13 protein-coding genes are annotated in these 11,786 nt (G+C 38.1%); 9 read left to right on the plus strand and 4 right to left on the minus strand.

Features of this window, described 5'->3' with window-relative positions; translation table 11 throughout:
- Positions 1-23 precede the first annotated feature (23 nt).
- Entirely contained in the window at positions 24-1,136 is a 1,113-nt protein-coding gene (gene yfkAB / locus AC1FXZ_RS17465) for a radical SAM/CxCxxxxC motif protein YfkAB (protein ID WP_480055985.1), read from the minus strand.
- 177 nt (positions 1,137-1,313) lie between these two features.
- On the opposite strand from yfkAB, the gene AC1FXZ_RS17470 reads away from it, so the two are divergent.
- The 4 genes from AC1FXZ_RS17470 (at position 1,314) to pdaA (ending at position 4,818) form a co-directional block, all read left to right on the plus strand.
- Positions 1,314-1,529, plus strand: coding sequence for an SE1561 family protein (locus AC1FXZ_RS17470; RefSeq protein WP_480055987.1), 216 nt, complete (start codon positions 1,314-1,316; stop codon positions 1,527-1,529).
- A 12-nt stretch (positions 1,530-1,541) separates the two neighbouring features.
- Complete coding sequence (locus AC1FXZ_RS17475; protein ID WP_480055989.1) at positions 1,542-2,183, plus strand: histidine phosphatase family protein; 642 nt, start codon at positions 1,542-1,544, stop codon at positions 2,181-2,183.
- A gap of 156 nt (positions 2,184-2,339) precedes the next feature.
- Positions 2,340-3,881 (plus strand): fumarate hydratase, encoded by a 1,542-nt coding sequence (locus AC1FXZ_RS17480; protein WP_480055991.1) that lies wholly within the window; start codon positions 2,340-2,342, stop codon positions 3,879-3,881.
- A gap of 133 nt (positions 3,882-4,014) precedes the next feature.
- On the plus strand, positions 4,015-4,818 hold the full coding sequence (gene pdaA / locus AC1FXZ_RS17485; RefSeq protein ID WP_480055993.1) for a delta-lactam-biosynthetic de-N-acetylase: 804 nt from the start codon (positions 4,015-4,017) through the stop codon (positions 4,816-4,818).
- A gap of 49 nt (positions 4,819-4,867) precedes the next feature.
- On the opposite strand, the gene AC1FXZ_RS17490 is transcribed toward pdaA, so the two are convergent.
- Complete coding sequence (locus AC1FXZ_RS17490) at positions 4,868-5,230, minus strand: GAF domain-containing protein (RefSeq protein ID WP_480055995.1); 363 nt, start codon at positions 5,228-5,230, stop codon at positions 4,868-4,870.
- A gap of 132 nt (positions 5,231-5,362) precedes the next feature.
- Between AC1FXZ_RS17490 and rlmD the strand changes: the two genes are divergently transcribed.
- Both rlmD and AC1FXZ_RS17500 read left to right on the plus strand, forming a co-directional pair.
- Positions 5,363-6,757, plus strand: coding sequence for a 23S rRNA (uracil(1939)-C(5))-methyltransferase RlmD (gene rlmD, locus AC1FXZ_RS17495; protein WP_480055997.1), 1,395 nt, complete (start codon positions 5,363-5,365; stop codon positions 6,755-6,757).
- Positions 6,754-7,689: an alpha/beta hydrolase gene (locus AC1FXZ_RS17500; RefSeq protein WP_480055999.1), complete on the plus strand. Its 936-nt coding sequence runs from the start codon at positions 6,754-6,756 to the stop codon at positions 7,687-7,689. The genes rlmD and AC1FXZ_RS17500 overlap by 4 nt, the downstream gene beginning before the upstream one ends.
- Positions 7,690-7,723: 34 nt before the next feature.
- On the opposite strand, the gene AC1FXZ_RS17505 is transcribed toward AC1FXZ_RS17500, so the two are convergent.
- Positions 7,724-7,969, minus strand: coding sequence for a hypothetical protein (locus AC1FXZ_RS17505; protein WP_480056001.1), 246 nt, complete (start codon positions 7,967-7,969; stop codon positions 7,724-7,726).
- 99 nt (positions 7,970-8,068) lie between these two features.
- On the opposite strand from AC1FXZ_RS17505, the gene AC1FXZ_RS17510 reads away from it, so the two are divergent.
- From AC1FXZ_RS17510 to AC1FXZ_RS17520, 3 genes are all read left to right on the plus strand, one after another.
- Positions 8,069-8,971, plus strand: coding sequence for an aldo/keto reductase (locus tag AC1FXZ_RS17510; RefSeq protein WP_480056003.1), 903 nt, complete (start codon positions 8,069-8,071; stop codon positions 8,969-8,971).
- 147 nt (positions 8,972-9,118) lie between these two features.
- Complete coding sequence (locus AC1FXZ_RS17515; protein ID WP_480056005.1) at positions 9,119-9,415, plus strand: hypothetical protein; 297 nt, start codon at positions 9,119-9,121, stop codon at positions 9,413-9,415.
- Between the two features lie 22 nt (positions 9,416-9,437).
- Entirely contained in the window at positions 9,438-10,391 is a 954-nt protein-coding gene (locus tag AC1FXZ_RS17520; protein ID WP_480056007.1) for a 2-hydroxyacid dehydrogenase, read from the plus strand.
- Between the two features lie 60 nt (positions 10,392-10,451).
- Here AC1FXZ_RS17520 and AC1FXZ_RS17525 read toward each other — a convergent pair whose 3' ends face one another.
- Complete coding sequence (locus AC1FXZ_RS17525; protein WP_480056009.1) at positions 10,452-11,717, minus strand: ATP-binding protein; 1,266 nt, start codon at positions 11,715-11,717, stop codon at positions 10,452-10,454.
- Positions 11,718-11,786: the final 69 nt, after the last annotated feature.

Here is an 11,786-nt window from a genome sequence, read left to right on the forward strand (position 1 = left end):
AATGTGAGACAGCACTTTTGTGCTTAAATATTTGATTTTCGTTTCGTAAAGTCAACATTTTGATAATAGGCATCCTTAACCAGAACATTAGGTCCCAAACACCGAACAGATGGACAGTGACAATTAAGCGATTTTGCTAGGTCTGAATGTTTCCATGTGAAATAAGCATCAGGTAAAGATGTTGTTTGAATATTCCCTAATGCGGGGGCATCTCCAAAATCAGTCACAATGATATCCCCATCAAAAATATTAACATTTAACCTAGAGCGCCCGTCCGGGTCGTTACGAACCGTTACATTCTCACTTGAATATAAGCGCTTTTGTAAAAGCAAATCTTCTTCATTATCACTACAAGGGTAAAATGGCAAAGTGCCAAACAGCATCCAAGTATTAGGGTCTTTTGTATCTAATAGACGATGAATTCCAGAACGTATTTCATCAAGGGAGGCTACCTCTAACGCGCTTGCAAAATCGCTAGGGTACATAGGGTGCACTTCATGACGCTGGCAGCCCATCTCGACAATCTGTTCGTGTATCCTTTCAAGGTTTGGTAGCGTTCGTTTATTGATCATTGTTTCTGCCGAGACAATAACACCTTGGCTTGTAAGAGCCTTTGCGTTTTCTACCATACGATTAAAAAGCTTTGCTCGCTGTTCAAAGCTAGGTTTACGGTCCATTACGGCAAAACCGATTTCAGCAAAGTCATCAACGCTTCCGTAATTATGTGATATATGCAAAACATCCAAATAAGGGGTGATTTTCTCATATCGCTTCAAATCAAGTGTCAGGTTGGAATTGATTTGAGTGCGAACACCTCGATTATGGGCATACTGCAAAAGAGGTACAACATAGTTATCGACTGATTGCATCGATAGCATTGGTTCGCCACCGGTTATACTAAAGGCACGCAGTGTTGGAATTTCGTCGAGTCTTTTGATAAGTAATTCCAATGGTAGTGGTTCTGGGTCTTTCGGTTTCAGGGTATATCCAACAGCGCAATGTTCACAACGCATATTACATAGTGCGGTTGTCGTAAATTCTATATTGGTTAATGTTAATTCTCCAAACTCTTCTATATCTTTGTATGCTTCCCAAGGATCATTACTTGGAGTTAATTTTGGAAAAATATCAATCACAAAGGTCGTGCTCCTTTATTTTCATACTTCTTTCATCATAACGTAAAAGCCGGTGTTTCAAAAGAGGCGTTTCGATCTTTTAGGGCTCAATTGTGATGAAAGAAAGAATCTGTTACACTTTAGTGGGTTTAGCAAAAAGGTAACTTTAGTCCGTATAGTAATGAGAGTAAATATTGAATGGTATTTTTAAAGGAGCGAAAAAAGGTGAATAAACCACTATATAATAAAAAAGAACAAATGAATGAACTACACAACAGTCTTGATCAGGTGATGTCAACACTCGAGTCGATGAAACCTGAAGAAGCTGATGTTGAAGACATAGATCGTCTACTATCGATGTTAGATGAGATCGAGGTAAAGTGTAAACAGTACCGTCATGACTGGTCAGAATAAGGAGTATTAGGAATGAACTTATATTTAATCCGGCACGGAGAATCAGAAGGGAATCTAATGGGGAAGATTCAAGGCTGTATGGATTATCCTTTATCTGATTTAGGGAAGCACCAAGTAGAATTAGTTGCAGATTATATGAAGAACTTGCCACTCAACTATCTATATAGTAGTGATTTGACGCGCGCCTATGATACAGCCCAGGCGATCGGCAGAAAAACGGGTACTACCGTTCATAAATGGGAAAAGATAAGAGAAATATTTCTGGGACCGCTGCAAGGCTTGTCTCGATCGGAAATTTATGAGAAATATCCAAGCGCTTCGGAAAAGTCTATCTTAACATCAGGGGTTGAAGGTACCGAGTCGATAGAAGAATTAACGAAGCGCTGCCAATTTGTAGCCCAGCAAATGCAGCTAGCCCATAAAGATGACCATGTTGCTATTGTATCTCATGGGGGATTTATTTCTATTTTTCTCATGTACCTTTTAATAGGTGAAAATTGGCATTTATTTCATCGTCCATTTCAAATTGAGAACACAAGTATTACACATATAGAGTGGTCAAAAAAGACTAACAAACCGGTCATTCATTATACAAACAGAACCGCTCACTTAGAATCACTAGCAGAGCTTCATACAAAAAAGAATTTATCGTAAGGCCTAAAACGTTTTTGGGTCTTTTTCTTTTATAAAAATAGATCACTATTTCATGTAATAGTGAACGCGCTTCCAGTTTAGACTTTCGGAATTTTAGGACTAGCATTATAATAGTATATGAGTAGGATATGTTTGTTGGAAAGGGAGATGGATGAAATGAAGAATTTAGAAGAAAGTATGTACCAACTGATTGTTGAAACATCTACGAATCTACCAAATGATGTGCGTCGCGCTATTGCTGAAGCAAAAGTAAAAGAGAATGCGGGTACTCGTGCGGCTTTGTCACTTTCAACGATCTCAGAAAATATTGCAATGGCAGATGACAACGTTTCACCGATCTGTCAAGATACAGGGATGCCAACATTTGAAGTGAAAGTACCAGTTGGTGTGAATCAAATAGAAATGAAAAAAGCTATATATGCTGCTGTGGAAAGAGCGACAAAAGATACAAAGTTGCGTCCGAACTCAGTCGATTCCCTAACAGGAAAGAACTCAGGAGATAACCTGGGTGAAGGGACTCCTGTCATCCATTTTGAACAATGGGAGAAAGATGTTATTGATGTCCGCTTAATTTTAAAAGGTGGTGGCTGTGAGAATAAAAATATTCAATACAGTTTACCGGCAGAATTAGAAGGTTTAGGACGTGCTGGGCGTGATTTAGATGGAATTCGCAAATGTATCATGCATTCTGTGTATCAAGCTCAAGGACAAGGCTGTAGTGCTGGCTTTATCGGTGTTGGTATTGGAGGAGATCGCACAACAAGCTATTCGTTAGCAAAAGAGCAGCTTTTCCGTACAGTGGATGATGTAAATGAAAATGAAGAGCTTAAGAAACTTGAAGACTATGTGCTTGAAAATGCAAATAAGCTAGGAATCGGAACGATGGGATTCGGTGGAGAAGCGACTTTATTAGGTTGTAAAATCGGAGCTATGAACCGTTTGCCTGCTAGCTTCTTTGTTTCTGTGGCATATAACTGCTGGGCGTATAGACGTTTAGGTGTAGTACTTGACCAAGAAACAGGAGATATTCAAGAATGGCTCTATAAAGATGGAGAAAAGATAGATCTCAATGAAATTGGCAAAGAAGTCGCGGCTGCTCAAGAAGAAGATGGTGTACGTGAAGTTGTTCTAGAAGCACCGATAACTGAAGAGCAAATTCGTGAACTGAAAGTAGGAGATGTCGTCATTATTAACGGTATGATGCATACTGGTCGTGACGCAATTCACCACCATTTAATGGATCATGAAGCTCCAATTGACTTAAATGGCCAAGTTATCTATCACTGTGGTCCAGTTATGATGAAGGACGATCAAGGCGAATGGCATGTAAAGGCTGCTGGTCCGACAACAAGTATTCGTGAAGAGCCTTATCAAGGTGATATCATGAAGAAGTTCGGTATCCGTGCTGTTATCGGTAAAGGTGGAATGGGTCCAAAAACGCTTAAAGCTCTAGAAGAGCATGGTGGTGTATACCTAAATGCCATTGGTGGTGCAGCTCAATATTATGCAGACTGTATTAAGAAAGTAAAAGGTGTCGATTTAATGGAGTTTGGAATTCCTGAAGCAATGTGGCATCTTGAAGTAGAAGGATTTGCTGCAATTGTTACAATGGACTCTCATGGCAACAGCTTGCATGCAGATGTTGATAAATCCTCACTTGAAAAGTTAGCTCAATTCAAAGAGCCAGTATTTAAATAAATAATAACTGTTTAGAAGAGGCCCTTTTATATGGGCTTCTTCTTTTTTTTTGCATTTTCTACCAACACTCATTGCATACATAAACGTTTTTTTCGGTGATAAACTAACAAAAAAATGAGGGAGATTGATGCAAATGATAAAGAAGACAACGGTCGTAATGACACTCATTTTTGCCCTGTTAGTGGGGAGTAGTGTTTCTCTGGCTGCTGCTTATAGCAATACTACACATAACTGGAGTTATAAGCCAGAGAAAGACAATAAGCCGGTCACGACAGAACCTTTATATTTGGAATTACTTGAGAAAACAAATGGGTTCTTTATCGGAGATACAACAAAAAAAGAGTTATATTTAACATTTGATAATGGGTATGAAAATGGTTATACCGAAAAAGTTCTAGATGTGTTGAAAGAAAAAGAAGTACCGGCGGCATTTTTTGTGACAGGTCATTATTTAAATGATGCCGAGGATTTAGTAAAACGTATGGTTGAGGAAGGCCACATTGTTGGAAACCACTCGTGGCACCATCCAAGTTTGCCGGAAGTAGGAGATGGCCGTCTAACAAACGAGTTAAATAAAGTTAGGGATAAATTCACAGAAATGACTGGCGTCAAAGAAATGAAATATCTTCGCCCACCAAGAGGGCAATTCAGTGAGCGCTCTTTAGTTCTTTCCGAAAAGCTTGGCTATACGAATGTGTTTTGGTCTATGGCATATAAAGATTGGGAAGTAGACAACCAAAAGGGTGGAGATTATGCTTATGAACAAATAATAAAGCGAATCCACCCAGGTGCGATCATGTTAATTCATTCCGTATCAAGTGATAACGCTGAGGCTTTACCTCGAGTCATTGATGATGCAAGGAAACAAGGTTATGAATTTAAAAGCCTTGATGATTTATTATTTAAAAAGCAAACGGAAGAGTTGCCATTTCCTTAAGTACGACAAAAAAAGGACCAGTCATTGCAGTAATGACTGATCCTTCCCTTTAGTTTGCAAAGCTTTCTTGACCGATTGCTGAAGCAATCGTTTCTAGTGTACTAACATCTGTTACATCAAATGCAATGGGCTGACGGCTACGCACGACCATCATCCCAATTTCCTCTTCACTTGAATTGGTTATTGGGAATTTTAATTCTCCATTACACTCCCATTTTAGGTCATCTTCAAAGGATGAAGCAGCAACCAATTTGTGATCTAGGTTCTCATATAAATAGATGCCGACCCAATCAATATAAAGTACTTGTTCTACAAGACTTTCAACAGTTTTATTAAAAATTGATTGTAGGCTTTCTCGCTTATAAACATGAGCCATAATTTGTAATGATGCTACATCTGTAGGTATAGACAAAATAATCTCTCCTCTTCATACTCTTCTGATCCTATTTTAGCAGATGTAATGAGATTTTCGGTCTAGTAAGTTTAGGAAGAAATGTGGGATCATGCTATAATAGGGGCGCAGAAAAGGACGGAGTTGAACGTGATGAAACAAAAACGAGTAGAGCAATCAGTTACGATGAATAAAGGGCAACAATTTCCCCTTACGATAAAGAGACTAGGCATTAACGGTGAAGGAGTAGGCTATTTTAAAAGGCAAGTTGTCTTTGTCCCAGGTGCTCTTCCAAATGAAGAAGTGGTTGCAGAAGTGACAAAAGTAAATCCCAGGTTTGCTGAGGCGAAAGTGGTGAAAATCAGAAAGGCCTCCAAAGAAAGGGTTGAACCACTATGTCCTGTATACGATGAATGTGGAGGCTGTCAGCTGCAGCATATGGATTATCAAGCAACTCTTAGAGAAAAGCGCGATATCGTAAGGCAGGCCTTTGAACGACATACAAAGTTGGATGTGAAGCAATTACGAATTCATGAAACAATTGGGATGGAAAACCCATGGGATTACCGTAATAAAAGTCAACTTCAATTAGGTAAAAGAGGAGAAGAGGTTATTGCAGGTCTTTATGCAATGAACTCACATAAGTTAATTGACCTCTCGGAGTGTAAGGTACAACATCAAGCAACAAATAAAGTAACGAAAATAGTCAAACAGATCTTACAAGACTTGAATATATCTATTTACAATGAGCGTAAACATAAAGGTGATGTTCGAACAATTGTGACACGCGTCGGGTTTGCAACCGGACAAGTGCAAGTGGTTCTCGTCACAAAGGATGAAACACTTCCACGTAAAGGTGCGATTGTAGCAGAAATTAAAAAAAGGCTACCAGAAGTAACATCAATTATTCAAAACGTAAATGGCCAAAAAACATCGATTATATTTGGTGAAAAAACAGTTCATTTAAGTGGAGAGGAAGTCATTGAAGAAAAATTAGGGGACTTATCTTTTTCCTTATCTGCTCGTGCCTTTTTTCAACTGAACCCGACTCAAACCGTTAAGCTTTATAATGTTGTAAAAAGAGCAGCGAAGTTAACGGGACAGGAAAGAGTAGTGGATGCTTATTGTGGAGTTGGAACAATTGGCTTATGGCTTGCTAGTGATGCCAGTGAAGTTCGAGGGATGGATGTGATTGAAGCTTCGATTGAAGATGCCAGGGAGAATGCGAAAAGTCACGGGTATCATCATGTGAAATATGAAGTAGGCAAAGCAGAAAAGTTGTTGCCGCGTTGGCAAAAGGAAGGGTGGAAACCAGACGTTGTTGTTGTTGACCCACCACGAACAGGTTGCGATGAGAAACTGCTTCAAACCATTATTGAGGTGAAGCCAAAAAGAATGGTCTATGTTTCGTGTAATCCTTCTACGTTAGCTAAAGATGTTGACCGGTTAAGTAAAAAGGGCTACATGGTAAAATCAATCCAGCCAGTAGATATGTTTCCTTGGACTGCTCAGGTTGAAAGTGTAACGGAGCTAGTGAGAAAAAAATGATTGAACAGTCAATAGAAGAAATAAGGTTAGAGAGCAAACCTTTCGGTGAATCTTCGCGACATATCGATGTTTATAAACAATTTTATGATTTATCATATCGAGACTGTGTGCATCGATACGGTTATACGAAAGTACATGGGTATCAATTATTTGTTCAGCAGTTTAAGCCAAAAGTGAAAATTGGAACGGTGTTGTTACTTCATGGTTATTTGGACCATGCAGGGTCATTAAGTTATACAATTAGAAAGCTGCTTCAACATCAGTATGAAGTCATTTGTTACGACTTACCAGGACATGGTCTCTCTAGTGGGGAACGTATGACAATTAATCGTTTTGAAGACTATTTTGAAACATTTAGAGCGATTTATAATGAACATGTGTTACCAGAGACGAAAGAGCCTTGTCTTGTTGCACACAGTACTGGTGGAATGATAGGTCTTGAATCTCTAACTAAACATAGAAACCTTTTTAAGAAAGTGGTGTTAGTCGCTCCGTTATTTCGTCCTCACTTATGGAGAACCTCTAAATTCGGACTGAAGCTAACAAGACCATTTATAAAAAAAATCAAAAGGGTTTTCTCGCAAAATTCTTCCGATCAAAAGTACTTATCCTTTACTAAACAGGATCCATTACAAGAAAAGTTCTTACCGATAAGTTGGTTGGGGGCACTCGATGATTGGCTCTATCATGCAAAGGAAGTAAAACGAAAAGACATCACGTTTTTGATGATCCAAGGGAGCAAAGATAAAACGGTTGATTCAAGGTTTGGATTAAGAAAAGCCTCAGAATTGTTCCCAAATAGTACTATTGTCTTAATGGATAATGGCGATCACCAACTTTTAAATGAAGAGCGAGTGATTAGAGAACAAACAATGTCTCTTCTATTGAAGTATTTAGCAGATAATAAGGACGAGGTGCCCAAAAAGGTATGACTTTCACTTTTTCGGACACCTCTGTTTTGGATACCTAGTCTCTAGTGGATTGCATATTTAGTCTTTCTGCTTGGCGATAGGCATCTATCATGCCCCAAACCCACATAATGGGGTAAGTAAAGAATCCGATAATGATGATCATTAGAAGTGCGTTAATAAACTGAATTATCATAAATGCAATCCCTTTACCGATTTCACCATTGTAGATTTGCCCAAGACCACACCAAAGGGCACTCAAAACAGCTGCTAAACCAGGGCTTTTAAGAGGGTGGTTAGACATGGTTTTTCACCTCCTTAGTTGCTCTTTTAGACTATTAGTGAATTTCAAAATAAATGACTTTCTTTTAAAAAAAGTATGAAGATAATGAGGAGAGAGAAGATGCAACGTGTCGAATTAGCAAAAGATTTAAGTTTTTCTAGGCTTATTTATGGGTTATGGCGCTTACATAAATGGAACGAATCAAAACAGGAAACGCTAAAACGAATTCACTTTGTTTTAGAACAGGGCATTACCACTTTTGATCATGCTGACATTTATGGAAGCTATACGTGCGAGAAGTTATTTGGAGATGCGTTAGCATTGGAGCCATCGCTAAGAGAGAAAATTGAAATTGTGACAAAGTGCGGGATTGTTTTGCCATCGTCTAATCGACCACATCATCAATCTCATCATTACAACACAACGAAACCACATATTATTGAATCTGTTGAGAATTCATTAAGAAGCCTACAAACGGATTATATTGACGTATTATTAATCCATCGACCGGATCCGATGATGAATCCAGAAGAGGTTGCTGAAGCCTTTACGTTATTAAAAAAGCAAGGAAAAGTAAGGCATTTTGGTGTATCCAACTTTAAACATCACCAATATACAATGTTGCAGTCGTACTTGGATGAAAAGCTTATCACAAATCAGCTAGAATTATCACCCTATCAATTAGAAAATATTGAGGATGGCACATTAAACTTTTGCCTAGAGCATAAAATTTCACCGATGGCCTGGTCACCATTAGCAGGAGGGGCATTGTTTCATTTGGAAACTGACAAAAGCATCCGATTACAAAGAACTCTAGAAAAAATAAAAGAACAAGTAGGAGCAGAAATGATCGACGAGATTGTTTATGCTTGGTTACTAGCACATCCTGCAAACATAATGCCGATAATCGGTTCTGGTAAACGAGAACGAATCGAATTAGCAAGGAAAGGTCTAGATTACCAGTTGACGCTCGATCAATGGTTTGAGATTTACCAGAGTTCCCTTGGACATAAAATACCATAGTTTTTGTAGGGAGTTGGTAGTAAGGAACTCGACAAAGTGTGATGAAGTTAACATCCAATACTAAAAGGTAGAAGGATTTCCTTAGATTTTGTCGAAAAGTGTAACATACATAAGATGTCAAGTTGATCAGTGAGGAGGGGGGAAAACATGAACCTTTATAAAGCGCACATTGTTCATCCACATACTCATGTCCCACTAATTGTTTACTTTAATCAAAGTAATGGGCATGTAACGTTTGAAAAAGATAAAGAAGTAATTGAAATATTAATGAATCTGCAAGAGGACTTAGCTCAAGATAAAAAATTCCTTCAAGATATAAGCCGTACCTCGAACCTTTGTGAAACACAATATCCTGTCACGTCTTTTGATGAAGTATATGAATTCCTTGAAAAGCTTGGTGTTGAAAAAGAGCGCATATCATTTCAACAGCTTTATGTACATTAATGAAGGAAGGGGAGGAGAGTTTATGAAAGTTGTTGTTACTCGGAAACTTCCTAGCGAAATCATTAATCATTTACAAGAAAAATTTGATGTGATCATGTGGGAAGAAGAAAATATACCAATGCCACGCAAGCTTTTGCTCGAGGAGATAAAAGATGCCGATGGTTTGTTTACGAATGTAGCAGACCAAATTGATAAAGAAATAATAGATCATGCTAGAAATTTAAAGGTTATAAGTACGATGGCTGTAGGATATGACAATATTGCAGTCAAGGAAGCTAGGAAAAGAGGGATTTTAATTGGCCATACACCTGGTGTACTTACAGAAGCTACAGCTGACCTTACGTTTGCGCTTTTAATGGCAGCAGGTAGACGACTAGTAGAAGGCATGGATGTAATTCGCCAAGATGAGTGGAAGAGCTGGGGACCGTTCTTTTTAACGGGGCAAGAAATCTACGGCAAAACAATTGGCATTATCGGTATGGGCAGAATTGGATTAGGCGTTGCTAAAAGGGCGAAAGGCTTTTCAATGGATGTACTCTATCATAATCGACAAAGCCACCACCTAGCTGAGGAAGAGGTAGGGGCTACCTATTGTGAATTAGATGAGTTACTGGAAAAGTCAGATTATATTGTTTTACTAACTCCTTCGACTAAAGAAACCTTTCAAATGATTGGAAAAAGCCAATTTGAAAAGATGAAGAAAACGGCTGTTTTTATAAATACATCTAGGGGAACAAATGTCGATGAGACTGCCCTTTATGAAGCTCTTGTCTCTGGAGAAATATTTGCAGCTGGTTTAGACGTATTTGAAACGGAGCCGATTACCTCTAAACATAAACTTTTAACCTTACGTAATGTCACGGCCTTACCACACATTGGCAGTGCAGCTGTTGAGACCCGATTAGAGATGGCGAAGTTAGCGTGTGATAATTTAGTAAATGGGTTGGAGGGAAGACCGTTAGTTCATCAGGTGTAGAGAGGGGGTAAAAAAGGTTCTGACTTTTTAGTTTTTAGAAAGCCAGAACCTTTTTTATCATTACATATTGACTTTTGGGAGGGAAATAGTAAAGCAAGTACCTACTTCAAGTTTGCTATCTACTTTTATTTCTCCTCGCATTGCTTTGATAATACTAAATACGACCATTGTTCCTAGACCAGTCCCAGATGTTTTCGTTGAGTAATAAGGTGTCCCTAAACTTTGCACTTGGTCAACATTCATGCCACACCCGGTGTCTTCAATGGAAATCATAACGTTTTCTTCGGTTTCCCAAAGAGTTATGGTTAACGTACCATGGCCGTTCATGGCTTCAATGCCGTTTTTGGCAATATTTATAAAGCATTGATGCAGCTTTTGCTTCTCTCCTGCGACAAAAACATCCTTACTTGTATCCATGATAATATCAATATTACTCATCGTGGCATAGGGAGTAATAATTTTTTTGACATATTCTAATTCCTTATTTAAATCAAGCAGTTCAATATTATCTAATGAAGGCTTTGCAAATGTTAAATAATCAGAAATAATTAATTCAGCTCGCTCTAATTCGTTGAGAGAAAGTCGTATATAAAAATCCTTCTTCTCATCTGCAATATCTTTATCTAGTAGTAGCTGTAGAAAGCCTTTTGTAACAGTAAGTGGATTCCTAACTTCATGAGAAATACTTGCTGCCATTTCACTTACCACTTTAAGCTTTTCCAGTTCTTTTAACTCATTGAGGACATGATTTTCTGCTTTGGCTCTTTCAATAAAGTGAATAAAGATGACCATAACAACAACCTGTGATGCATAAAACAGCGATAATGAGACCCAGCCTGTTATCGATAAATTCACACCAAACAAGTTTGTTGTAATAAGTACGATAATAGCTGATAAAACGTTTGCAATAATTGCATAGATAACTTTAAGTTTAACCTTTGTTGTTTGTTGGAATTTAGGTATTAAATAATAAAGTATTATGTACGATAAGCTATATATAACAATCGTTGAATAAAAACCAGGTCCATGGTCAATTAAGAAACGATACGAAAGCAGTACAACTAGTAAAAACAATCCAACTTTTCGGCCACCATAGAGAGCCCCTATAATAAACGGTATTTGACGGAAATCATACAAAAACCCAGGACTAGGGGAGATAGAAAAGGTAATACAGAGAATGATCGATATCGCTGAAATGACGCCTAATAAAAGTTCATTTGAGAATTTACTAAATTTTCCTTCTATGTATTTGTGGTAAATAAAGAATAAAAGAAATACAAAAGAGAGGTTTAATAAAAAGACTTGAATGTCGAATAGCTCTGGCACAATATTCCCTCTTTTTCTACAAAGTTTTTAGGTTACTTCTACTTCTTTATTACTAGTCTGATTTCCTGC

Source organism: Halalkalibacter sp. HAAS-P014 (assembly GCF_056619965.1).

Coding starts and splice junctions, on each gene's coding strand:
- AC1FXZ_RS17470 (WP_480055987.1), top strand. CDS start 1,314: ATGGTATTTTTAAAGGAGCGAAAAAAGGTGAATAAACCACTATATAAT.
- AC1FXZ_RS17475 (WP_480055989.1), top strand. CDS start 1,542: ATGAACTTATATTTAATCCGGCACGGAGAATCAGAAGGGAATCTAATG.
- AC1FXZ_RS17480 (WP_480055991.1), top strand. CDS start 2,340: ATGAAGAATTTAGAAGAAAGTATGTACCAACTGATTGTTGAAACATCT.
- pdaA (WP_480055993.1), top strand. CDS start 4,015: ATGATAAAGAAGACAACGGTCGTAATGACACTCATTTTTGCCCTGTTA.
- rlmD (WP_480055997.1), top strand. CDS start 5,363: ATGAAACAAAAACGAGTAGAGCAATCAGTTACGATGAATAAAGGGCAA.
- AC1FXZ_RS17500 (WP_480055999.1), top strand. CDS start 6,754: ATGATTGAACAGTCAATAGAAGAAATAAGGTTAGAGAGCAAACCTTTC.
- AC1FXZ_RS17505 (WP_480056001.1), bottom strand. CDS start 7,969: ATGTCTAACCACCCTCTTAAAAGCCCTGGTTTAGCAGCTGTTTTGAGT.
- AC1FXZ_RS17510 (WP_480056003.1), top strand. CDS start 8,069: ATGCAACGTGTCGAATTAGCAAAAGATTTAAGTTTTTCTAGGCTTATT.
- AC1FXZ_RS17515 (WP_480056005.1), top strand. CDS start 9,119: ATGAACCTTTATAAAGCGCACATTGTTCATCCACATACTCATGTCCCA.
- AC1FXZ_RS17520 (WP_480056007.1), top strand. CDS start 9,438: ATGAAAGTTGTTGTTACTCGGAAACTTCCTAGCGAAATCATTAATCAT.